Source organism: Nocardioides humi (genome assembly GCF_006494775.1).
In the GTDB taxonomy this organism is placed as follows: Bacteria; Actinomycetota; Actinomycetes; order Propionibacteriales; family Nocardioidaceae; genus Nocardioides; species Nocardioides humi.
This window is the reverse complement of record NZ_CP041146.1, coordinates 3417951-3440915: the sequence shown is the minus strand read 5'-3', so window position 1 is coordinate 3440915 and position 22965 is coordinate 3417951. Positions and strand designations below refer to the sequence as shown.

The following is a 22965-nucleotide window of genomic DNA, read 5'->3' as shown; positions in this document are numbered from 1 at the left end:
CCTCTGGGGAACGATGGAATCGAAATGATAATCATTCCCAATTCGACAGCGACCGGTCGCACCCGCCTCGTCGTCGGGATCGTCGTCTGCGTCGCAGCGTGCTGCCTCCTCGCCGCCCTGTGCCTCGGCGAGCCGGCGCTCGGCCCCGCGACCGCCGTCGCGGCCCTGATGGACCCGGAACACCCCCTGCGGGTGACGGTCACGGCGGTCCGGCTCCCTCGCGCCCTGCTGGGCCTCGTCGCCGGAGCCGGCCTCGGCGTCGCCGGACTGCTGCTGCAAGACGCCCTGCGCAATCCCATCGCCGGCCCCGAGCTGCTGGGCGTCTCCTCCGGCGCCGCCGTCGTGGTCGCGACGATCGTCGTCCTCGGCCTGGGCGTCCCGCTCGCGCTCCAGCCGTGGCTCGCGCTCGGCGGCGCCCTCGTGGCCGGCACCCTCGTGCTGCTCGCGATCGGGCGCACCCGCGACCCCGCGGGCGTGGTCCTGGTCGGCGCAGCGATGTCCGCTGCGTGCGGCGGTCTCGTGGTCGCGATCGTCGGCCTCGGCACACAGGGCAATGTGGTCGTCCTCTTCCGGTACCTGCTCGGCAGCCTGGCCGCCCGCGGCTGGCCCCACCTGCTGACCGTGCTCCCGTTCGTCGCGGCCGGCCTCGCCGTCGCCTGGCTGCTGCGCCGGCGGGTCGAGGCGCTGACCCTCGGCGACGACGTCGCCGCGGGGCTGGGCGTACCCGTGGCGCCGACCCGGGTCCTCGCAGTCGCGATCGCGGCCGTCCTCGCCGCGGCGGTCGCCGCCGTCTGCGGGCCGGTCGCCTTCGTGGCGCTGCTGGCGCCGCACATCGCCCGGCGGATGACCGGTACGACGAGCACACGGCGCGTGCTCCCGCTCGTCGCGGTGGTCGGCGGCGTGCTGCTGATGGCGGCCGACCTCGCCTCGCGCCGGCTGCTCTACCCGGTCGAGATCCCGGTCGGGATCGCCACCACACTGGTCGGCGTCCCGGCGCTCCTTCTCCTCCGCCGGCCCGCGCCGGTGCCCCGATGACGGCTGCGCGACGGGTGCGACCGGCCGGACGCGCCGGGGCCGTGGTGGCCGGCGGCGTGCTGGCCGGCGTCGCCCTCGTGCTGGCCCATCTGTTCATCGGCCGCTCCGACCTGCCGGCCGGCGAGGTCTTCCGGGCGCTGACCGGTCGCGCCAGCCATCCGGCGTACCAGGTGATCGTGCTCGACTACCGGCTCCCGCGGGTCCTGGTCGGGCTCGCCGCCGGGGCCCTGCTGGCCGTGGCCGGCGTGCTGGTCCAGGCGGTGGTCCGCAACCCGCTCGCCGAGCCCGCGACCACCGGCGTCGGCGCCGGAGCAGCGCTGGCCGTGACCGGCTCCCTCGTGCTGTGGCCGGGCCATGCCCTGGCCTATCCGGCCGCCCTGGCCGGCGCGCTGGCGACCGGCGCGATCCTGTACGCCGTGGGGCGCCGCTCGCTGGCCGTGGCCGGAGTGCTGCTCGGGCCGTGCTCTCGGCGGCGACCTCGCTGCTCCTGGTCGTCGACTCGGCACCGATGGGCGTGGTGCTGCGGTGGCTGATCGGCTCCCTCAACGCCCGCACACCGCACGACTGGGCGCAGCTGTGGCCGTGGGTGGCCGTCCTGCTGCCCCTGGCATGTGCCCTGTCCTCGCGGCTCAACGTCTGGGCCCTCGGCGATCCGGCCGCCATCGGGCTCGGCCTGCGCACGGGGCCGTTCCTGGCGGTCGTCCTGCTGGTCGCCGTGACCGCTGCGGCCGCCGCGATCGCCGCCGCGGGCGCCGTCGCCTTCGTCGGACTGGTCGCGCCCCACGTCGGCCGGCTCCTCGTCGGCACCGACCACCGGCTGCTCGTCCCGGTGAGCGCCACGCTCGGCGCCGTCCTGCTCAGCCTCGCCGACCTGGCGGCGTTCTCGGTGACCGTCCGGCTCCCCGGCCTCGCGACCGACATCGCCGGCGTGCCGGTCGGCGCGGTCACCGCGCTGGTCGGCGCACCCGTCCTGATCAGCCTCGTCCGCAGGGGGAACCGCCCGTGACCGCTCCCGTCCTGTCCGCGCACGATCTCGTGGCCGGGCACCGCCGCCGAGTCGTCGTACCCGACCTCAGCCTGGAGATCGCGCCGGGCACCATCACCGCGCTCGTCGGCCCCAACGGCTCGGGCAAGTCGACGCTGCTGATGACCCTGGCTCGGGTGCTGCCCCGCCACGGCGGCGAGGTGCTGCTCGACGGCAGGCCGATGACCACGCAGTCCTCGCGCGAGATCGCCCGTCGGCTCGGCGTCCTGCCGCAGACCGCCGTGGCGCCGGTCGGGGCGACGGTCCGCGAGCTGGTCGAGCAGGGCCGCTACCCGCAGCGCGGTCCGTGGTCCATGCTCCGGCGCCGCGACGACGAGGCGCTGCGGCGGGCCCTGGACCTGACCGGGCTCACCGCGCTCGCCGACCGCCGCCTCGACGCGCTCTCCGGCGGGGAGCGCCAGCGCGCCTGGATCGCGATGACCCTGGCCCAGGAGACCGGCGTGCTGCTCCTCGACGAGCCCACCACCTACCTCGACGTACGCCACCAGATCGATCTCATGCGCCTGGTCGGCCGGCTGCGGGACGAGCAGGACATCACCGTGGTGATGGTGCTGCACGACCTCAACCAGGCCGCGCGCTACGCCGACCGCGTCGTGGCCCTGCGGGACGGGCGGGTGCATGCCGATGGGACTCCCGCCCAGGTGCTGACGGCCGGGGTGTTGCGGGCCGTCTTCGACATCGACGCCGTCGTCCTCGACGACCCGGTCAGCGGCCGGCCCCTGTTCGTGGCGCGATGAGCGACCGCGCCCGGGTCCGCGCCGTCCACGACGCGCTCAACGCGACCGCCGTCCCTCGACAGCCCGACCCCGCGCTGCTGCCTCCGCTCGCCCCTGGCGGTACGACGCTCCGGCTGCCGCCGCCGCGACGGGTCGACCGCGGGCTCCAGGAGGTCCTGCTGGAGCGCCGTTCGCGCTACGCGTTCGGGCGGCGCCAGCCTGCGCTCACCGACCTGGCGAGCCTGCTCCTCCTCGGGGTCGGCACCGCTCCGCGGGCGGGTGGCCTGCCCTCGGTCGTCCCCTCCCTCGTCGTGCGCGGGCCGGGCGAGCTGGCGCCCGGCGTGCATCGTGCGGACCTGCGCCTGCCCCTGCCCGGGCTGGCCGCGGTACGCGCCGGCGATCCGACCGGGTACCTCGCCGCCGCACTCGACCAGCCGCCCTTCGCGGCCCGGGCTCCGGTCTGGCTCGCGCTCGGCATCGACCTCGACTCCACCCTCGTGCGCTATCCGCCCCGCCACTACCGCACCCTGCATCTCGACGCCGGGGCGGCGCTGCAGAGCACGCTCCTGGTCGCGACCTCGCTCGGGCTCGCCGCGTGTCCCGTGATGGGATACGACGACCGTGCGTGGGAGCGGCTGCTCGACCTGCCGCCCGGGGTTCTCGTGGCCGGGGTGATCGCGGTCGGCTGACCGCGACCGGTCGAGCTCGTCGGACGAGCCGGGGAGAGCGGCTCACCGCGGGGAGCCCCGCACGAGCAGCCACAGCAGGAACGGCCCACCGCAGGCGGCGGTCACCAGCCCGACCGGCAGGTTGACCGGGAAGGCCACGCGGCCGAGCAGGTCGGCGGCGAGCACGATCACGGCGCCGACGAGGCCGGCGGTCAAGGGCGACGGGCTGCCGCTGCGGGTGAGCCGCCAGGCGATCTGGGGGCCACGAAGGCGACGAAGCCAATCGGGCCGCCGACCGCGGTCGCGGCGGAGGCGGCGACGACGGCGAGCGCGATCTGGAGCAGCTGCGCGCGGGCGGGGGCGACGCCGAGCGAGCGGATGGTGACGTCGTCGAAGCGGAGCAGGCCCAGCCAGCGCTGGCTCGTGACGAGGACGGCGCTCACCACGACGACCACGACGGCGGCGGGCACGGAGACGGCGTAGTAGGACTGGCCGAGGCTGCCGGAGAGCCAGATCAGCGCGGCCGTCAGGTCCGGTACGTCGGCGCGGAGCAGCAGCCAGTAGCTCAGCGCGCCCAGGCCGGCGTTGACGCCGAGGCCGACCAGGACGACGCGGCCGGGCCGCAGGCCCGGGCGGCCGGGGTCGCGGCTCCAGGCGAGGGCGATCACCAGCACGCCGGCGAGCAGCCCGCCGGCGACGGCGGCGGTGGCCAGCGAAGCGCCGGTCGCGAAGGCGAGGCCGGAGCCACCGGCCAGGATCACCACGGCGGCGGCTCCCGCGCCGGCGGTGACGCCGATGATGTCGGGGCTGGCGAGCGGGTTGCGCAGCACGGACTGGGTGACCACGCCCGCCACGCCCAGCCCGAAGCCGGCGACGACGGCACCGAACGCACGCGGGGCGCGCACCTCCTCCACCCGGAAGCTGTCGGCGTTGGCGAGCGGGGCGACGAGGGCGTCGTACACCTCGCGAGGGGTCAGCCAGTCCTCGCCGGCGCACAGCGACAGCAGCACCAGACCGGCGGCGAGCAGCACCAGGGCGGTCGCCACGGCGGCCTCGGTGAGCTGCCGGCGACGGGCGAGCACCGCGACGGGGGTGCTGCTCACTCGTGGACCTTCCGCCGGGCGATCAGCACGAACGCGGGCGTGCCGACGAGGGCCAGCACGATCCCGACCGGCACCTCCGAGTGGGCGAGCATGACCCGGCCCGCCATGTCGGCGACCAACACGATGCAGCCGCCGACGGGGACGGAGAGGACGGCGGCCCAGGTGCGGTTCGCGCCGGCGAGGGTACGCGCGACGTGCGGCACCAGCAGCCCGAGGAAGGCCACCGACCCGCAGGCCGCGGTGGCTGCCGCGGCGAGGCAGGCCACCGACGTCAGGCCGATCAGCCGGTCCCTGCCGACATTGCGGCCGAGGCTCTGCGCGCTGACGTCGCCGAGCGCGAGCGGGTTGAGCGCGGGCAGGTTGAGCGCGGCGAGCACCAGCCCGATCGCGAGCAGCGGGGTGACCGAGCCGACGACGCCGAAGTCGCGGCCGGCGAGCGAGCCGACGGTCCAGTACCGGAAGACGTCGGCGACCGTGCGGTCGAGCAGCACCGCGATCGACGAGATCGAGCCGAGCAGCGCGGTCACGATGGAGCCGGTCAGCACCACGGTCGTGGCGGCCACGAAGACGGTGATCCGGGCGGCGATGCCGAGCACCAGGAAGGCCGCGAGCAGGGCGCCGGCGAGCGCGAACCAGAGGTACTCCCCCACCGAGGTCAGCCCGAACGCCATGATCGCCACCACGACGCCGGTCGCGGCCCCGGCGGTGACGCCGAGCAGTCCGGGGTCGGCGAGCGGGTTGCGGGTGTGCTCCTGGCTGAGCGCGCCGGCGAGGCCGAGCGCGGCGCCGAGCAGCACGCCGAGGACCGTCCGCGGCACCCGCAGCCCGTGCACGATGGCGTCCTCGTCGGACGCTCCGCTCCCGGTCAGCGAGGCCCAGACCCGCGCGGGCGACAGCGACTCGGAGCCGACGAAGAGGCTCGCCACGACGAGGCACCCGAGCAGCGCCAGCAGGCCGACGGCCCACCAGCGGTGGGCCATCGGCCTCGGGTGTGCCCTCAGGACGGGTACGACGTCGGCGGGCGCCGCGGCCGGGGCGTTCGTCGGTGCAGCGGTCATTCCTCGCCGAGCGGGCCCTCGTCCTGGCCCTCCTCGCCCTCCTCGCCCTCGTCGTCCTCGTGGTGGTCGTGGTTGGCCTCGCCGCGGCGCCAGTAGCCGTCGACGTCGTAGTCGTCGCGGTCCAGGCCGAGCTCGTTCTTGAGGAACCGGCGCAGCGGCTTGATCGACAGCGTCTCGCCGGCCACCCAGGTGAAGCCGGAGCCCTCCGGGCGGTCGAACCCGCGGACGGCCCGCTCGATCAGGTCGGTGCTGCCGGCCGGGCGGCCGCCGCGGTGCAGCCAGGTGACCTCCAGGCCGGCCGGGCTGAACAGCGGCAGCTCGGCCTCGGGGCCGTCCACCTCGACGTACACGAACGCCCGGGCCTCCGGGCGCAGCGACTCCAGCCACCGGGCGGCGGCGGGGAGGGCGGTCTCGTCGACGGCGAGGAGGTACCAGTCGAAGACGTCCTTGACCCGGAACGAGCCGCGCGGGCCCAGCGCTCCGAGGCGCATGCCCGGCTCGGCGGTGGCGGCCCACGACCCGGCGACGCCGTGGTCGTGCAGCACGAAGTCGATGTCGAGGGACAGCGTCTCCCGGTCGAAGGCGCGCACGGTGTAGTCGCGGAAGGTGAGCTCGCGCCCGCCCGCCCACCTGTCGTCCTCGACGGCAGGCAGCAGCGGCTCGCCGGCCTCGTCGGTGTCGAAGAAGAGCTTGACGTGGTCCTCGGCGGCGACGGTGACGAAGTCGGCCAGGTCGGGGCCCGTGAAGCGCACCCGCGCCATGACCGGGCTGAGCCTGGTCACCGCGGTGACGGTGAGGACCCGCGGCTTCAGCGGGTGGTGGTACAGCGCGATCCGGTCGGTCTCCTCCTCGGGAACCGGCTCGAGCACGGTGCTCTCGGTCATCGGGGCATCTCCTCCATCGTCGTCTCCGCCGGGATGCCGGCGGCAGCTTCATCGACCTCGTCGGGCTCGTCGAAGTCGTCCGGCTCGCGGGTCAGGGTGCGCAGCGGCGCCAGACCGGCCCACAGCGCGGCGGTCGCGGCCGCGCCGATCAGGCCGCCGGCCGCGATCGCGCCGCCGGCGCCGAGCGGCCGGGCGAGCAGGGACAGCGCCGGTCCGCCGAGGGTCTCGCCGACGGTGCCCTGCGCGGACCAGAGGCTGGCAACCCGGCCGCGCAGGTGGTCGGGCGTGCGCTCGGACAGGATGGTGAACCGGACCACCTCGGCGAGCACGTCCATCGCTCCCACGACGGCCATCGCGACGACCGCGACCCAGAGTGCCGGCGCCGCGCCGAAGCCCGCGACGGCCAGGCAGGCGGCGGTGAAGACGATGAACTGGACCCGCCCGATCCGTCGTACCCGGCCGGTCCAGCCGCTGAGCAGGGTGGCGACCAGCGCGCCGGCGGCCGGCGCGCTGTAGACCAGGCCGAGGGCGGTCGGGCCGCCGCCGAGGTCGTCGGTGATGAACTCCGGGATCAGCACGTACGGCGACGCGAACAGGATCTGCACGAAGCCCAGCAGCAGCACGCCGCCGACGATCCGGTCGCCCGCGGCGTAGCGGACGCCGGCGACGAGGTCGGGCCAGAGCCCGGCGGAGTCGTCGGGCCCGGACTCGTCGGCCGTCGGCACGATCGGCCGCAGCCCCAGCAGGAACACCAGGCTGAGCAGGCTGACCGCGACGACGACCCAGTAGACGAGCGCGGCGCTGCCGACCGCGAGCAGCACGCCGGCGAGCAGCGGCGCGACGACCGAGCCGACGTCGATGCTGATCGCCATCAGCGCGCCGGAGGCAGGGATCTGGCGCCGGGTCAGCACAGCGGGTACGGCGGCGGCGAGCGCTGTCGAGCTGAACCCGCCCGCGACGCCGTCCCAGAGCGCGACGACGTAGAGCACGGCCACCGAGGGCTCGGGCAGCGAGGCGTTGACGGCGAGCGCGACGAAGCCGAGCACCGCTGCAGTGCGCGACCACACGATGAGGCGGCGCCGGTCCGCGCGGTCGGCCTGGACCCCGCCGACCAGGCTGCCGGCGAAGGCCGCGACGCCGAGGGTCGCGTTGACGAGGGCCACCTGCAGCGACGAGCCGGTGAGCTCGTAGATCTGCCAGGAGAAGACGACCATCAGCATCCCGAGCCCGGCCAGGGACACCAGGCGGCCGGTGAACAGCAGCCGGAACTGGCGGTTCTCCCGCAGCGGGCGCAGGTCGATGGCCAGGGCCGACCAGTCGACGAGCCCCCGAAGCACCGAGATCAGCTTCACGGGGTGCCGCGGGCGCTCAGCGGGCGCAGGTCGCTCCAGTTCTCGTCGACCCAGGTCAGCGCCTCGGCGCGCGGGACCGGCCCGTGCACGCTGGTCCAGCCGGCCGGGACCTCCCGGAAGGTCGGCCAGAGGCTGTGCTGGTCCTCGTCGTTGCGCAGCACGTGGAACTCGGCGCTGTCGTCGTCGAACGGGTTCATCGCTGTTCTCCTTCTCGCTGCTCGAACGCGCTCCGGAGCACGGCGGCGATCCGGGACGTCGAGGCGGGGGTGGTCATCTCGTGGTGGCCGGCGTCCACGACGTGCTGGGCGATCGGCCCCACGGCGTACCGGCGCCAGCCCTCGAGCTGGCGCTCCCGGTCGCCGTCAGGGCCGTCCCAGGCCGTGAAGACGTACGTCGGGGCGGCCACCTTGGGGTAGTCGCCCGCTCCATCGGTGCCGAGCAGGCCGACGCTGTACTGGTAGGTCGCGTGGATCGCCGCCAGGTGGTCACGCTCGAAGGCCGCCCACGCGCTGGTGCCCTCGCCGAGGAACTCCAGCACGTCGTCCACGTCGTAGGGCTCCTCGAGCCACTCCGGCAGGTCGCGCCCGGAGGTGGCGAGCAGGAAGCGGAGCGCCTCCTGCTCCAGCATGCGTGCGGCCTCCGGGTCGGCCTCCGGGTCGAGCGGACCGACGGCCGGATCGACGGGTACGGCGTCGAGCAGGCTCAGCGACGCGACGCGGACCCCGCGCCGCTCGAGCTCGCCGGCCACCAGGTGCGCGACGTGGGCGCCGAACGACCAGCCCACGAGGTGCACCGCGTCGCCGACGACGGGGGCGAGCAGCCGCAGGACGTGGTCGCGGTACGCCGTGAGGTCGGCCGGCAGCCCGGTGGCGTCGGCGCCCTGGAGTCGCGGCGACTGGACCGCGTACGACGCCCGGCCGGTGCCGAGCTGGGCGGCGAGCCCCGCGAAGGACCAGCCGAGCCCGCCGGCCGGGTGCACGAGGACCAGCGGCGCGAGCGTGCTGCCGCGGGCGGCCTTGCCCAGCCGCAGGAGCGGTGCGAACGGGTCGAAGTCGTCGCCGCCGAGCCGCTCGGCGAGGAGCGCCGGGGTCGGGGCGGCGGTGAGCGTGGCGACGCTGAGCGCGACGTCGTACCGGGTGCGGATCAGGCCGACGGCGCGCATCGCGAGCAGGGAGTGCCCGCCGAGGGCGTGGAAGTCGTCGTCGATGGTGACGCTCTCGACGCCGAGCACCTGCGCGAAGATCTCGCACAGGCCGCGCTCGACGTCGGTCCTCGGCGCCCGCCCCTCACCTCGGCGGAGGTCGGGCAGCGGGAGCGCCGCGACGTCGAGCTTGGTGTTGGAGGTCAGCGGGATCTCCGGGACGGCGAGGATCGCCGTCGGCACCATGTGGTCCGGCAGCACCGCGCGCAGCCGGGAGCGCAGCGCGTCGAGGGACGCCTCGCCGGACAGGTCGGTGCCGGCCGCGGCGACGACGTAGCCGATCAGCGCGAGCGGGCCACCCGGGATCCGCCGGGCCGCGACCGCGGCCTGGGCGACGCCGTCGAGCCGGGCCAGCGCGGCCTGCACCTCGCCGGGCTCGACGCGGTAGCCGCGGATCTTCACCTGGTCGTCGCTGCGGCCGATGAAGTCGAGCTGCCCACCCTCGGCTGCCGGACGGCGGCGGACCACGTCGCCGGTGCGGTACATCCGGGAGCCGGGCGCGCCGTACGGGTCGGCGACGAAGCGGTCCGCGGTCAGCCCCGCCTGGCCGTGGTAGCCGCGGGCCAGGCCGACGCCGTTGACGTACAGCTCGCCGGGCGTGCCGTCCGCGACCGGCCGCAGGGTGGAGTCGAGGACGTAGACGTCGGTGTTCTCGATCGGCCCGCCGACGATCGGGGTCCGGCTGTCGTCGGTGCCGCCGCCGAGGGTGTTGATCGTGTACTCGGTCGGGCCGTAGAGGTTGTAGCCGAGCACGTCGGGCGCGTTGACGAGCTGCGCCCACACGTCGTCGGTGACGGCCTCGCCGCCGAGGAGCACGAGGCAGGGCCGGTGCGCGGCCGTGTCGTCGAGCAGGCCGTGCGCGAGCAGCGCGCCGCACACCGACGGAGTCACGTTGACGACGTCGATCCGGGTGTCCGCGACGTACGCCGTCATGGCGGCTGCGTCACGCCGCAGCTCCTCGTCGAGGACATGCACCTCGTGGCCGTCAGTGAGCCAGAGCAGCTCCTCCCATGACATGTCGAAGGCGAAGGAGACCGTGTGCGCCACCTTCAAGGTGCGCCACCCCTGCGACGCGATCGCGGGCTCGAAGATCCGGCGGCGGTGGTTGTGCAGCATGTTGACCAGGCCGCGGTGCTCGATCGCCACGCCCTTGGGCGCGCCGGTGGAGCCGGAGGTGAACATGACGTAGGCGAGGTCGTCGTGCCGGTAGGCGGGGTGCAGCCCCTCGGCCGAGGCGTCAGCGGCGGGGACGTCGATCTCGGAGAGCACCGTCCGTACGCCCGCCGCGTCGAGGATCGCCCGGTGCCGACCGGCGGGCTGCTGCGGGTCGAGCGGGACGTACGCCGCGCCGGCCGCGAGCACGCCGAAGAGCGCGGCCACGAAGTCGTTGCCCCGCGGCAGGGAGAGTGCCACCAGGTCGCCGGGGCCGATGCCCTGGTCGCGCAGGGCGGTCGCCACGCCGGCGACCTGGCCCCACAGCTCGCCGAAAGTACGACGGTCCGGCCCGCACACCAGCGCGGTCCGGTCCGGGTGCTGGCGGCAGGTCCGCTCCAGCAGGGCGACCAGCGACTCCGGCGGCAGGTCCCGCTGCTCGCCGCGACCCGGCGCGAGGAAGGCGTCGTAGGCCGCGGCGTCGTACCCCTCGAGGTCGGCGACGGTGCGGCCCGGCGCCCCGTCGACCAGCCCGGCCAGCAGACGCGCGGCGAGGTCGAGCAGGCCCTCGGCGCGCTCGGCGGTGCAGAGGTCGGACTGGTAGCTGAGGATCAGCCGGTACGGGTCGCCCGGGTGGACGATGAAGGTCAGCGGGTAGTGCGTCGCGTCGCCGCCGTCGATCTCGGCGAGGCCGACCGCGGTGCTCAGCTCGTCGAAGGCGGCGTCGTCCTCCGGCGTGTTCCGCATGACGTAGAGCGTGTCGAAGAGGGTGCCGACGCCCGCCCACTGCTGGACCGAGCCGAGGCCGACGTGGTGGTGGTCCATCAGGTCGGCGTGCTGGTCGTGCACGCGGCGTACCTGCTCCGCCGTACCGATCCGGTTGTCGACCTGCACCCGCCGCGGCACGGTGTTGAGGAAGAGCCCGACCATCTCCTCGACGCCGGGCAGGTCGGCGGGGCGGCCGGAGACGGTGGTGCCGAAGACGATGTCGTCGCTGCCGACGAGGGTGCGCAGCACCAGCGCCCACACGGTCTCGTAGACCGAGTTGACGGTCAGCCCGTGCCCACGCGCCCAGGCGACGACCCGCGCGGACAGCTCGGGGTCGAGGTCGCGCTCGACGACGTCGGGCAGCAGGGTGTCGTGGTCGGGCCGCTCGCCGACGAGGGTGCCCTCGGTGAGCCCGGACAGCGCTCCGCGCCAGGCCGCCTCGGCGGCGCCGGCGTCCTGGGCCTTGAGCCAGGCGAGGTAGTCGCGGAACTGCGGCGCCGGCGGCAGGCTCTCGTCGCGCCCGCCGGCGCGGTAGTGGCGCAGCAGCTCGACGACGAGCAGCGCGTCGGACCAGCCGTCGACGAGGATGTGGTGGTTGGTGACGACGAGGTACGCCGCACCGGACGGCGTCGTCACGAGCACGAACCTGATCAGCGGCGGCCGGTCCAGGTCGAAGCGCCGCTGGCGCTCCTCGCGCTGCACCGCCTCCAGCCGCCGGGTCTCCTCCTCGGGGCTCGCCGCGTCGAGGGTGACCGCCCGCCACGGCACGGTGACCGCGGTCGGGATGAACTGCACCGGCACCTCGAACCGCTCGTGGGAGAAGCCCGCGCGCAGGTTGGCGTGGCGCTCCAGCAGCGAGCCGCAGGCGCGCTCCAGCGCAGCGGCGTCGACACCGCCGGGGAAGGCGTACGTCGACTGCATCGTGTAGACGTCGAGCGCGGACTCGTCCCCCACGGCGTGGAAGAGCAGGCCGGACTGGAGCGGCGCGAGCGGCCAGACGTCGGCGATCAGGTCGTTCATCAGGGGTTCCTCAGCAGGTCCTCGAGGGCGGACGTGGGGTCGAAGTCGAGCAGCGAGCCCGGCGCCGCGGGAGCGGGGGCGGGCTCGGGTTCGGCCGGCGTGACGGTGGTGACGAGGGCGGCGAGACCGACCGGGGTGGGCGCGGAGAAGAGCGCCTTCGGCCGGACCACGAGGCCGTGCTCGCGCAGGGCCGAGACCACGCGCATGGCGACGATGCTGTCGCCGCCGAGGGCGAAGAAGTCGTCGTCGGGCGCGACGTCGGCCAGACCGAGGGCGGTGGCGAAGGCGGTGCGTACGTCGGTGAGCCGCTCCGGGTCGACGGCGCCGTCCGCGGCGGGCCCGGTCGCCGTCGCCGCGGGCAGCGTGGCGACGACCGGGGCGAGGCGGTCGCGCAGCGCGGCGGCGAGCTCGGCGACCGGGCGGTCCAGCTCGGTGACCAGCACGGTGGCGGCCTCGACGACCGCGTCGAGCACGGCCGGCGCGTGCTCGCCGAGCACCCCGGCGGCGTACTCCAGCCGGAGGGACTCGCCGGGCTCCATCGTCAGCGACAGCGGGTAGTGCGTGGCGTCCACGCCCTCGATCGCGCCGACGCTCAGGCCGGCCGCGGAGGCCGGCTGGTCGTCGGGGTCGTGGGGGTAGTTCTCGACCACGACCAGGCTGTCGAAGAGCGTCGGCACGCCGGCCACGCGGTGCAGGTCGCCGAGCGCGACCGGGCCGGCGTCGAGCCGGCCGATGGCGTCGGCGCCGGCCTGCGCGAGCAGCGCGGCGCCGGTCGTGGCGGCGTCCCAGCGGGCCCGCACCGGCAGCGTGGTGACGAACATGCCGAGTAGCTCGTCGGCGCCGGGCAGGTCGCCGGGGCGGCCGGCCACGACGGTGCCGGTGACCACGTCGTCGTGACCGGTGAGAGCGCCGAGGACGACCGTCCAGGCGGTGGTGACCAGCGTGGAGACGGTGACGTCGGCGGCGCGGGCGGCCTGCTCGACCGCCTGCCAGCCCTCGTCGAGCGGGCGTACGACGGCCGCGTCGGCGGGCTCCGCCTCGGGGCCGGCGAGCAGGGTCGGCGCGGCACCGGACAGCCGGTCCCGCCAGGCCTCGGCGTCGGCCGGGTGGGCCTGCTGCCAGGCGGCGAGCCGGGCGAGGCCGGTGCGCCGCGGGTCGGGGACGGCACTCGGCGCAGTGTCGGCGACGTAGGTCTCCAGCAGCTCGCGGACCAGCAGCGGCACCGACCAGCCGTCGAGCAGCAGGTGGTGGTTGGCGAGCACCAGGTGGTGGTGCTCGGCATCGAGCCGCACGAGGTGCGCGCGCAGCAGCGGACCCGTGAGCTCGAAGGGCTCGCGCTCGTGGGCGGTCAGCAGCTCCTGCCGCCGGGCGTCGTCGAGCGACGGCTCCTCGGTCGCGCGCCAGGCGGCGCGCAGGTCGCGGCGGGAGACCGCGACGGGTGCGCCGTCGGCGAGGGGCAGCACCCCGAGCCGGAGCTGCGGGTGCCGGGCGACGACGGCGTCGAGGGCGCGCCGCAGCCGGCCGGCGTCGAGCGGGCCGTGCAGGTCGAGGGCGACGGCGCTGGTGTACCCGTCCACCTCGTCGGTGACCGCGTGGAACCACATGCCCCGCTGCACCGGTGTGAGCGGCCAGAGCGCCTCCACGTCGGCGACCTCGGGGTGCTCGGCCAGCAGCGCCGTGATCGCGTCGGGACCGATCCCCGCGGCGTCGTACGGCGTGCGGGTGGCGGCGAGCTCGTCGGGACCGCACGCGAGGAGCTGCCTCAGCTCCTCGGCCCAGCGGTCGACCAGCGCCCGGGCGGCAGGAGCAGCGCCGGACGCGACCTGCCAGCGGGCGACGAGGCGGTCGCCGGCGACGTACGCGTTGAGCTCGAGCGGGTGGGACGCCGGGAGCCCGTCGTGCAGGCCGAGCGCGCTCTCCACGGCGGCGCTGTCGAGGCTGGGCTGCCACGGACCGGTGCCGAGGGCCTCGCGACCGAGGTAGTTGACCAGCACCTGCGGCGGGTGCGCGTCCTCGCGGGCGCCCAGCCGCTCGCGGCCCTCGGGGAGCAGGTGGCGCAGGACGCCGTACTCCGGGCCGTCGGTGACGTCGAGCGCCGCGGCGGCCGCGGCGAAGGTGCCGGCCGGGTGGGCGGCGGGGGTGACCGGGACCGGCCAGGTGGCGGTCAGCCAGCCCACGGTGTCGGCGGGGTCGGCTGCGTCGGGGAGCTCGAGGTCGCGGCCGTGGCCCTCGGCCTCGACGACGACGGTCCGGCCGGCGGCCGCGGCCAGCGCGGCGACGAGCAGGTGGTCCGGCGCCGTGCCGGCGGCGGTGTGGGCGAGGAAGCGGTCGGTCTCCTCCGCGGTCAGCTCGACGGCGACCTCGGCGGCCTCGCCGACGCTGCCCAACCGGGCCGACGGAGCCGTGCGCAGGTCGAGCGCGTCGGCGGGCAGCGCCGCCTCCCAGCGGTCGATCCGCTCGGCGAGCCGGGGAGCGGCGGCGTGCTGGGCCATCGCCCAGTCCCGGATGCCGCCGGGCTCGGGAAGGCGCTCGCCCGCGACCAGCGCGCGGAGGTCGTCGGTGAGGATCCGCCACGAGACCGCGTCCACCGCGATGTGGTGCGCGACGAGGACCAGCTGGGCGGTGTCCTCGGCGTCCTCGCTGCGGACGAGTCCGGCGCGGAGCACGACGCCCTGCTCGGGGTCGATCCCGGCTGCCAGCCGGCGGGTCAGCGCGACCGGGTCGTCGCCGGCGCCGGCGAGCACCGTGCCGGGCACGTGCTCGAGCACCTCGGCCCGGTCGCCGCGGAGCGCGAGGCGCAGGCCCGCGTGGCGGGCGGCCAGGGCGTCGAGCGCCTCGGCCCACGCCTGATCGGTGACGTCGGCGGGAACGGCGAGCACCAGGACCTGCTGGAAGCCCTGCCGCCGCGCGGGCTCGGCGTGCTGCACGAACCACGACAGCGCGGGCGTCAGCGGCAGCTCGCCCGGTCCGGAGGCGCTCGCCGGGCGGGCGGCGGTCGTGGCGAGCGCGACGATGCCGGCCGGCGTACGTCCCTCGAAGACCGCGCGCACGCCGACCACCAGGCCGGCCGAACGCAACGCGCCGACGAGGGCGATGGCGGCGATCGAGTCGCCGCCGTGGGCGAAGAAGTCGGCGTCCGGCGCGAGCTCGTCGACGCCGAGCACCCGGGCGGCCGCGCGGGCCGCTGCGTCGAGGGCGTCCGCCGCCCCGGCGTCCGCGGGGCGCTCGACGGGCGCGGTCGCGGCCGCCGGCGGGGCCAGCGGCGCCGGCCGGACGGGCAGCCGCGGCGCGGAGAGGAACTCCGGCGCCGGGACGGTCGCGTCGTCCAGCAGCGCGACCAGCGCGACCTCGAAGGCCTCCTCCAGACCGGCGAGCAGCGCGGTGGTCAGCTCGGGGTGGCGGCCCTCGACCTCCCACGCCAGGCGGTCCCCCGGCTGCACGGTGAGGGTGACGGGATAGCCGGTGCCGTCCTGCCCCGACAGCGGTACGACGGCCACGGGCCTGTCGTCGTCGGCGTCCGGGCGCGGGTAGTTCTCCACCACGACCAGGCTGTCGAAGAGGGGGCCGCCCGCGCTGCGCTGGGCGAGCCCGAGGCCGAGGTGCTGGGCGCGGTCGGTGCGCTCGGCCGACGTACGGACACTCGTGAGCAGGGTGTCGGCGGCGGCCCCGCCGCGCCGGTGGCGAGGCGGACCGGCCGGGTGGTGATGAAGAGGCCGACCATGTCGGCCGCGCCGGCGACCTCCTCGGAGCGCCCGGCGCCGGTGAGGCCGAAGCAGACGTCGTCGGTGCCGGTGGCCGCCCCCCAGGCCAGCGCCCAGGCCGCCTGGACCGCCTCGGCCCAGGTGACCCCGCGCTCGGCGAGCACGGTCCGCCAGCGCGCGGTGGTGGCGGCGTCGGCGTGGCCGGCGACCAGCAGGGCGGGCGCGACGCCGGACTGCTCCGGCAGCCGGAGCGGCACCAGGCCGGCCAGCTCGGTGCGCCACAGCGCGGCGACGGCGTCCTGCTCCTCGCGCAGCCCCGCGACCCAGCGCAGGTGCTCGGCGAAGCCGGGCCGCACCTCGACCGCCAGCTCCGCCCGCTGCTGCGGGCCGGCCGCGAGCAGGTCGGCGAGGTCGTCGGCGAGGATCGGCAGGGACCAGCCGTCGGTGAGCAGGTGGTGCATCGACACGACGAGGTACGACGTCGGGGCGCCCGTGTCGATCCAGGTCGCCCCGACCAGGCGCGCCGCGGCGAAGTCGGTGTCGCGCGCCAGCTCGGCCGCCTCGGCGGCGGCGACCCGGTCGGGACCGCCGGCGACGACGCCCAGCGGGACGGTGCGCTCGGAGGGGACGAAGGCCACCGGCTCCGGCAGGTCGTGCTGCCAGGTGCCGATCGCCAGGTTCGGGTGTCGTACCAGCCAGGCGTCGAGCGCGGCCTGCACGTCGGCCCGCGTCAGCGCGGTGGTGGCGTCGATGCGCAGGGTCGCGGTGGTGCGGTAGGGGTCGGCCGAGCCCGCGGCCAGCGCCAGCTCGGAGTCGAGCAGGATGCCCTGCTGCGTGGGCGTCAGCCAGAGGACGGCGTCGACCGCGCACCCGCGGACCTCGGCCACATGACTGGCGAGCGCGGCCTGCTGGGCGCTGGTGAGCGCGGGGCCCGACGTCGGGCCCTCACCCGGGCCGTCGCTCGGGGTGGCCGACGCGACCGGCACGACGGCGCCGGCGATGGCGAGCGGCGTGCGCAGCGAGAGCACCTGCTGGCCGCGGACCTGCCAGCCGGCCCGGCGGAGCAGCCCGCTGACCCGGATCGCGGCGATGCTGTCGCCGCCGAGGGCGAAGAAGTCGTCGTCCTCGCCGATCGCGTCCGCGGTGGTGCCGAGGGCGCGCGCGAGGCTCTCGCGGACCGCGACGAGGGCGGCGGGATCGGCGCCGGGGTCTCGTGACGCTTGCTGCGCGAGCTCCTCGACCTCCGGAGTGCTCGGCCCCCACTGCGGCAGGGGCAGCGCCCGCTTGTCGAGCTTGCCGTTGCTGGTGAGCGGCAGCCGGTCGAGGGCGACGAACCGGCTGGGGACCAGGTGCCGCGCCAGCGTGGCCGCGCAGTGCGTGGCCAGGAGGCCGGTCAGGTCAGGCGCTGCCGAGGCGGTCGGCACGACGTACCCGACCAGTCGCTTGCCCAGCCGCGGGTGCTCGACGGCGACGACCGCGGCCTCGGCGACCTCGTCGTGCGCGAGCAGCACCCGCTCGATCTCGCCCGGCTCGATCCGGTAGCCGTGGAGCGAGATCTGGTCGTCGGTACGGCCGCCGAGACGCAGCGCGCCGGAGTCCGGGTCGATCATCGCGAGGTCGCCGGTGCGGTACATCCGCTCGCCCGGCGCCCCGTCCGGCCGGGCGACGAAGCGCTCGGCGGTCCGACCGGACTGGCCGAGATAGCCCAGTGCCAGCTGGGGTCCGGCGAGGTACAGCTCGCCCCAGGTGCCGACCGGGACCGGCCGGAGCAGTGCGTCGAGCACCAGCGCGGACGTCGCGCCGATCGCGCGGCCCACGACCGGCGCGTCGTGGTCGGCGACCTCGGCCGCGAGGGTGTCGACGCAGGCCTCGGTCGGCCCGTAGAGGTTGACCACCCGCGCGCCGGACTGCTTCGCGAGCTCGCGCATCCGGGTCCAGAGCGCGGGAGGGAAGGCCTCGCCGCCGACGACGCAGGTGCGCGGCAGCGGCGCCTCGTCGACAAGACCGCCGGCCAGCAGCGCGCTCCACACGGTCGGGGTGAAGTCGAGGTAGTCGATCCGGTGGCGGGCGACGTACTCGGCCAGCGCGTGCCCGTCGAGGAAGGTGTCCTGGTCGAGGACGTGCAGCTCGTGGCCGCAGAGCAGCGCGAGGAAGGCGTCCCAGTGGGCGTCGAAGTGGAAGGACGCCGTGTGCGCGACCCGTAGCGGTCCTTCGGCCGCGGGGTAGAGGTCGTGCGCCTGCCGGTGCAGCAGGTGGGCGAGGGCGTCGTGGCCGACGGCGACCGGCTTGGGCGCGCCGGTCGAGCCGGAGGTGAAGACGATCGAGGCGACCTGGTGGCGCTGCGCGGCCTCCGCCTCCGACGCGGGTACGGCGGGCGGGTCGGCCAGGCACTGCAGCCCGGCCTCCTCCCACAGCAGCGTCGCGCCGGCGGACTCCAGCAGCTGCGCACGCCGGTCGTCCGGCGCCTTCGGGTCGATCGGGAGAACGGCGGTGCCCGCGACGAGGCCGGCCAGGATGCCGACGACCATCCGCTCGTCGCGCGGCAGGCACAGCGCCAGCACCTGCCGGCCCGGGCCGCCGGTGCGGTGGATCTCCGCAGCCGCGGCGCCGACCTCGGCGTCGAGCTCGGCGAAGGTCAGGCTCCGGGTCCCGACGACGAGCGCGACGCGGCCCGGGTGGGCGGCGACGGTCGCGGCGTAGGCGTCCGGGAGCAGGGGCGGCGGCGTGCCGCCCTCGAGGTCGGCGGCCGGCGCGGAGACCGAGCGGATCCGCTCCCGCTCGGCGTCGTCGAGCGGGTCGACCTCGGCGAGTGGCCGGTCCGGGTCGTCGGCGAACGCGCGGAGCAGCCCGGCGAGCACGCCCGCGGCCCGGTCGGCGGTCGCGGTGGCGACCCGCGCGGCGTCGTACTCGACGTCGAGGAGCCACGGCTCGCCCGGCGGACCGGCGACCACGGTGACGGCCAAGGGTAGTGGCTGCGGTCGACGGTCGCGGCGAGGGTGAAGGTGCTGCTGCCGCCCAGCGGGTGCGCGACGTCCTCGCGCGGGGCCTCGAAGGAGAACAGCGAGGTGGCCAGCTCCTCGCGGCCGAGCGCGCGGTAGCAGCCGCGGAGGCCGGTGTGCTGGTACGGCAGCGAGGCGAGCCAGTCGTCGTGGTGCGCGCGGACGACGTCGGCGAGCGGCGCGCCCGGGGTGGCCGGCACCTCGGTGAGCACGGCGTCGGCGAACAGGCCGATCATCACGTCGGCGTCGGGCACCTCCTCCGGACGCCCGGAGACGGTCGTCGCGAAGACGGCGGCGCCCCTGCCGGGCGCGATCCCGGCGAGGTGGTCGAGGGTCAATCCCCAGGCGGCACGCGCGACGGCCGCGGGCGTGGTGCCGACCGCGGCGGCCTGCTCGCGAAGACGGGCGACGGTGTCGCCGTCGACCCGGAGGGAGGTACGACGCGGGGCGCTCTCCCCCGTCGCGTCAGCCAGATCACGGCCCAGCCACGGGGCGGTGCCGGTCAGCTCCAGTCCGCCGAACCGCCCGGCCCAGTGGGCGTCGGCGGCGGCCGCGGGCTGCGCGCCCACCCACGCGAGGAACCGGCTGTAGTCCGCCGCGGCCGCCGGCGCCGGGGCACCCGCGAGGACGGCCCGGTGGTGCTCGGCCAGGGCGGCGACGAGCAGCGGCATCGACCAGCCGTCGAGCACCGCGTGGTGGGCGGTCAGGACCAGCCACGACGGCTCGTCCGGCCGCTCGTCGTGGAGCAGCAGCCAGCGCACGAGCGGCGGGTCGCCGAGGTCGAAGGGCTCGGCGAGCTCGGCCGCGGCGAGCGCCCGCGGGTCCTCGCCCGGAGCCAGCGGGTGGACCCGGAGGTCGACCGGCACGTCGTCGGCGACGAACTGCACCGGGTCGACGTCGAGGTCCATACCGAAGCCGGCGCGCAGGTTGGGGTGCGCCTCGGTCAGCGTCTCCACCGCCCGCTCCAGCGCCGCGGGGTCGGCCGGTCCGTCGATCCGCAGCAGGGACTGGCCGACGTAGGGGTCGACCTCGCCGGGCTCGCGCAGCTGGGCGAGCGCGACCAGTCCCGCCTGGAGCGGGGTGACGGGCCACAGGAGCGGCTGGGTCATAGCGAGGCCTTCCGGCGGGTACGACGGGCGAGCAGGTCGCCGAGCTGGCCCATCTGGTTCGCGTCCAGCTCGACGAGCGACTGGGGTGCGGCGGGCGCGGTCGGCGCGGCGGAGCCGGCGTCGGGGGCACGGACCGCGGCGGCCGCGATCCCGGCGACGGTGCGCAGCCGGAAGACGTCGCGCACGCTGCTCGTCCAGCCCGCGCGGCGCAGCGCGGCGACGGCGCGGATCGCGGTGATGCTGTCGCCGCCGAGCGCGAAGAAGTCGCTGTCGGCGCCGAGCTCGCCGGCCTCCGGCAGCACCTCGGCGACCGCGGCCGCGACGGCCTGCTCGGCAGGACCGGCGGGCGCGCGCCCGGCCGCGGACGGGTCGGCGGTGGGCTGCGGGAGGGCCGACGCGTCGAGCTTGCCGGTCGTGGTGACCGGGAGCGCGTCGAGGACCACGACGTGCGCCGGCACGAGGTGGGCGGGCAGCCGCTCGGCGAGCGCGGCGCGCAGGGTGGCGCCGTCGAGCGTCGTACCGGGTCCGGGGACGGCGTAGCCCAGCAGCCGTTGGTCGCCGACCACGACGGCGGCCGTGCTGACGCCGGGCAGCGCGGCGAGCGCGGCCTCGACCTCGGCGGGCTCGACCCGGAAGCCGCGGATCTTGGCCTGGCCGTCGCGGCGGCCGTGGTAGCGGACCAGGCCGTCGGGGCCGACCGAGACGACGTCGCCGGTGCGGTACATCCGGCTGCCCGGCGGGCCGTACGGGTTGGCGACGAAGCGCTCGGCGGTCAGCCCGGACTGGCCGAGGTAGCCGCGCGCCTCCTGCACGCCGGCGAGGTAGAGCTCGCCGCGCACGCCCGCCGGAACCGGCTGGAGGTGGCGGTCGAGCACCAGCGCCGTGGTGTCGGCGAGCGGCCGGCCGATGACGGCCCGGTCGGTGTCGGCGCCGGTCGCGCCGAGGGCGTCGACGGTGAACTCGGTCGGGCCGTACAGGTTGAGCACCCGCAGCCCGGGACAGGCGCGCAGCCGCTGCCAGAGGGCGGTCGAGCAGGCCTCCCCGCCGACGCTGATCCGGCTCGGTGCGGGCTGCCCGTCGTCGAGCAGGCCCTCGTCGAGGAGCGCCGCGACGAAGGACGGCATGGTGTCGATCAGGTCGATCCGCTCGGCGGCGAGGAGCGCGCGGAGGGCCGCCGGGTCGCGGCCGGTGTCGCGGTCGACGAGGTGGACCTCGTGGCCCAGCAGCACGCCTTGGAGCGTGTCCCAGCTGCCGTCGAAGGCGAGCGCGAGGGTCTGGGCGACGCGCAGCGGCCGGTCGGCCGGCGCCTCGGCGAAGAGCCCGACCCGCTCGTGGTGCGCTACGAAGTGGCCCAGTCCGGCGCGGGTGATGCCGACGGCCTTGGGGAACCCGGTCGAGCCGGAGGTGTGGATGACGTAGGCGAGCGCGTCGGCGGGCACGGGCACCGGCGCGGTCACCGGGTCACCGGCGACCTCCCCCAGCCCAGAGAGCGTGTACGACGCCCCCAGCCGGCCGAGCATCTCCCGCCGCCGGGTCTCAGGCCACTCGGCGTCCAGCGCCACGGCGACCGCGCCGAGCCGGTGCAGGGCGAGCAGCGCGACGACATAGTCCGCTCCGCGCGGCAGGTCGACCGCGACCAGGTCGCCGATCCCGGCACCGGCGGCCCGGATCCGGCCGGCCTCCGCGGCGACCCGCTCGTCGAGGGCGCGGTAGCTCCACGTCGTACCGTCGGAGACGAGGGCGGTCCGGTCGGGGTGGGCGGCGACGGACTGCGCGAAGCGCTCCGCGGGGTCGGGCCAGGCGCCCAGGGCGGGGCCTTCGATCACGGCCGGGGCCGACGCACCGATCGAGCCGACCGCCGTCGTACCGGCGGCGGCGACGAGCTCCTCGAAGAGCGCCGTCACGCCATCGAGATGTCCGCGGACCTCGTCCTCCGCCGCGCCGGCGGGCCCGGACGCGACCCAGCCGATCACGCCGTCGGGCGTGCGGCCGACGGAGAAGGAGAGGTCGTCGAGCGGGCCCTCGGCGAGGTTGCGCACGGTGACGGCGACGCCCGGCACCTCGACCGGGGCGTCGAAGAGCTTGATGTTGAGCTCGGCCAGGGTGAGCGGGTTGCCGGAGACCAGCAGGCCGAGGTCGCGCTGGAGCCGCTCGGCGCGGTAGCGGCCGCCCCGGCGCACGGCGCCCGCGGCGGCCGCGACCCGGTCGACGAGGGTGACGAGATCGGCGGCCGGGTCGACGGCGACCCGCAGCGGCAGCACGTTGGTCACCATCGCGGGGCAGCGCGCGGCCGCCGAGCCGAGCCGGTTCATGAGGGGACGCCGAGGACGACGTCCGCCGGCCCGTCACCGGACGCGGGCTGGTGCCGGGCCAGATGGAGCACGGTGGCGGCCATGGCCAGGTCGGCCCAGGTCGCGTCGAGCGCCGCGGCCGCGGCATCGACCGAGGGCCCGTCGACCCGGCTCTCGGCCCGGCAGCGCACGGCCGGCCCGCCGGGCACCGCGGAGCCCAGCAGCCGCGACGGCGTGGGCTCGCCCGCGAGCCGCTCGGCCCAGGCGGCACGGTCGCGCTCGAAGGCCGCGCTCCCGAGGTAGCGGCGCTGCTCGGCGACGACCTCGTCGGGGTGCGCCCAGCCGACGTCCTCCGGCGCCTGGTCCGTCGAGGCGTACAGCGCCAGCGTCCGGCGGATCACCTGGTGGATCGCGTAGCCGTCGAGGATGACGTGGTGCGCCCGGAACAGCCAGGTACGACGGCGCGGGCCCAGGCGCAGCACGGTCTGCTCGTACAGCGGGAAGCCGCCGAGGTCGAAGGGCTGCGCCATGGCGGCGGCGAGGTACTCCTCGGCGGCCGCGTCCGGGTCCGCCCGGTCGGACAGGTCGATCAGGCCGACGGCGACGCCCTCCGCGGACGGCGACCGGAGCGCGGCCGCCGTCCCCGTGGGGTCACCCGACAGGTCGAGCCACATGCCGGTGGCCTCGGCGCAGGCCCGGGCGATGGCGGCACGGAGCCGCTCGTCGTCCAGGTCGGTGCCGGGCCCGGCCTCCAGCACGACCGCCTCCCCCACGGTGAACGCCGCGGAGGAGGGGTCGATCAGCTGGGCGGCCAGGACGCCCTGCTGCGCCTCGGTGAGCTCGATCGGTCGGGTCGTCGTCAT

14 protein-coding genes and 2 pseudogenes are annotated in these 22965 nt (G+C 76.3%); 5 read left to right on the top strand and 11 right to left on the bottom strand.

Annotated features, from left to right (window positions below):
- Window positions 1–24 precede the first annotated feature (24 nt).
- Genes FIV44_RS16845 through FIV44_RS16825 form a run of 5 tightly spaced genes read left to right on the top strand, consistent with a single transcriptional unit; the run spans window position 25 to window position 3485 of the window.
- Window positions 25–1035, top strand: coding sequence for a FecCD family ABC transporter permease (locus FIV44_RS16845; RefSeq protein WP_181410635.1), 1011 nt, complete (start codon window positions 25–27; stop codon window positions 1033–1035).
- On the top strand, window positions 1032–1568 hold the full coding sequence (locus FIV44_RS33255) for an iron chelate uptake ABC transporter family permease subunit (RefSeq protein WP_141005441.1): 537 nt from the start codon (window positions 1032–1034) through the stop codon (window positions 1566–1568). The genes FIV44_RS16845 and FIV44_RS33255 overlap by 4 nt, the downstream gene beginning before the upstream one ends.
- On the top strand, window positions 1496–2041 hold the full coding sequence (locus tag FIV44_RS33250; RefSeq protein ID WP_181410634.1) for an iron chelate uptake ABC transporter family permease subunit: 546 nt from the start codon (window positions 1496–1498) through the stop codon (window positions 2039–2041). Before FIV44_RS33255 ends, FIV44_RS33250 begins: the two co-directional genes overlap by 73 nt.
- Window positions 2038–2817, top strand: coding sequence for an ABC transporter ATP-binding protein (locus FIV44_RS16830; protein WP_141005439.1), 780 nt, complete (start codon window positions 2038–2040; stop codon window positions 2815–2817). The genes FIV44_RS33250 and FIV44_RS16830 overlap by 4 nt, the downstream gene beginning before the upstream one ends.
- Window positions 2814–3485 carry a nitroreductase family protein gene (locus FIV44_RS16825; protein WP_141005438.1) on the top strand — a complete coding sequence of 224 codons (672 nt, stop codon included), beginning with the start codon at window positions 2814–2816 and terminating at the stop codon, window positions 3483–3485. The genes FIV44_RS16830 and FIV44_RS16825 overlap by 4 nt, the downstream gene beginning before the upstream one ends.
- A gap of 42 nt (window positions 3486–3527) precedes the next feature.
- Here the strand turns inward: FIV44_RS16825 and FIV44_RS16815 are convergent.
- The 11 genes and pseudogenes from FIV44_RS16815 to FIV44_RS16765 form a co-directional block, all read right to left on the bottom strand.
- Window positions 3528–4426: pseudogene (locus tag FIV44_RS16815) on the bottom strand (FecCD family ABC transporter permease).
- Between the two features lie 137 nt (window positions 4427–4563).
- The gene (locus tag FIV44_RS16810) at window positions 4564–5625 is read right to left on the bottom strand and encodes a FecCD family ABC transporter permease (RefSeq protein ID WP_141005437.1); all 1062 of its coding nucleotides are present in this window, start codon (window positions 5623–5625) and stop codon (window positions 4564–4566) included.
- Window positions 5622–6509 carry a siderophore-interacting protein gene (locus FIV44_RS16805; RefSeq protein ID WP_141005436.1) on the bottom strand — a complete coding sequence of 296 codons (888 nt, stop codon included), beginning with the start codon at window positions 6507–6509 and terminating at the stop codon, window positions 5622–5624. The genes FIV44_RS16810 and FIV44_RS16805 overlap by 4 nt, the downstream gene beginning before the upstream one ends.
- Window positions 6506–7846 carry an enterobactin transporter EntS gene (gene entS, locus FIV44_RS16800; RefSeq protein ID WP_181410632.1) on the bottom strand — a complete coding sequence of 447 codons (1341 nt, stop codon included), beginning with the start codon at window positions 7844–7846 and terminating at the stop codon, window positions 6506–6508. Before entS ends, FIV44_RS16805 begins: the two co-directional genes overlap by 4 nt.
- Before the next feature lie 11 nt (window positions 7847–7857).
- Entirely contained in the window at window positions 7858–8058 is a 201-nt protein-coding gene (locus FIV44_RS16795; protein WP_141005434.1) for an MbtH family protein, read from the bottom strand.
- Window positions 8055–12002 (bottom strand): non-ribosomal peptide synthetase, encoded by a 3948-nt coding sequence (locus FIV44_RS16790; RefSeq protein ID WP_141005433.1) that lies wholly within the window; start codon window positions 12000–12002, stop codon window positions 8055–8057. The genes FIV44_RS16795 and FIV44_RS16790 overlap by 4 nt, the downstream gene beginning before the upstream one ends.
- Window positions 12002–15541, bottom strand: a complete 3540-nt coding sequence (locus FIV44_RS16785; protein WP_181410631.1) for an acyl carrier protein — start codon at window positions 15539–15541, stop codon at window positions 12002–12004. Before FIV44_RS16785 ends, FIV44_RS16790 begins: the two co-directional genes overlap by 1 nt.
- Before the next feature lie 149 nt (window positions 15542–15690).
- Window positions 15691–18342: pseudogene (locus FIV44_RS32315) on the bottom strand (AMP-binding protein); the annotation flags it as partial.
- Window positions 18339–19811, bottom strand: coding sequence for a condensation domain-containing protein (locus FIV44_RS32310; protein WP_141005430.1), 1473 nt, complete (start codon window positions 19809–19811; stop codon window positions 18339–18341). The pseudogene FIV44_RS32315 and the gene FIV44_RS32310, both read right to left, overlap by 4 nt.
- Entirely contained in the window at window positions 19808–22123 is a 2316-nt protein-coding gene (locus tag FIV44_RS16770) for an AMP-binding protein (protein WP_141005429.1), read from the bottom strand. Before FIV44_RS16770 ends, FIV44_RS32310 begins: the two co-directional genes overlap by 4 nt.
- Window positions 22120–22965 (bottom strand): condensation domain-containing protein, encoded by an 846-nt coding sequence (locus tag FIV44_RS16765; protein ID WP_141005428.1) that lies wholly within the window; start codon window positions 22963–22965, stop codon window positions 22120–22122. Before FIV44_RS16765 ends, FIV44_RS16770 begins: the two co-directional genes overlap by 4 nt.

Excerpts from the sequence above, each read along its gene's own strand:
- FIV44_RS16845 (WP_181410635.1), top strand. The coding sequence starts at position 25 with ATGATAATCATTCCCAATTCGACAGCGACCGGTCGCACCCGCCTCGTC.
- FIV44_RS33255 (WP_141005441.1), top strand. The coding sequence starts at position 1,032 with ATGACGGCTGCGCGACGGGTGCGACCGGCCGGACGCGCCGGGGCCGTG.
- FIV44_RS16825 (WP_141005438.1), top strand. The coding sequence starts at position 2,814 with ATGAGCGACCGCGCCCGGGTCCGCGCCGTCCACGACGCGCTCAACGCG.
- FIV44_RS16810 (WP_141005437.1), bottom strand. The coding sequence starts at position 5,625 with ATGACCGCTGCACCGACGAACGCCCCGGCCGCGGCGCCCGCCGACGTC.
- FIV44_RS16805 (WP_141005436.1), bottom strand. The coding sequence starts at position 6,509 with ATGACCGAGAGCACCGTGCTCGAGCCGGTTCCCGAGGAGGAGACCGAC.
- FIV44_RS16795 (WP_141005434.1), bottom strand. The coding sequence starts at position 8,058 with ATGAACCCGTTCGACGACGACAGCGCCGAGTTCCACGTGCTGCGCAAC.
- FIV44_RS16790 (WP_141005433.1), bottom strand. The coding sequence starts at position 12,002 with ATGAACGACCTGATCGCCGACGTCTGGCCGCTCGCGCCGCTCCAGTCC.
- FIV44_RS32310 (WP_141005430.1), bottom strand. The coding sequence starts at position 19,811 with ATGACCCAGCCGCTCCTGTGGCCCGTCACCCCGCTCCAGGCGGGACTG.
- FIV44_RS16770 (WP_141005429.1), bottom strand. The coding sequence starts at position 22,123 with ATGAACCGGCTCGGCTCGGCGGCCGCGCGCTGCCCCGCGATGGTGACC.
- FIV44_RS16765 (WP_141005428.1), bottom strand. The coding sequence starts at position 22,965 with ATGACGACGACCCGACCGATCGAGCTCACCGAGGCGCAGCAGGGCGTC.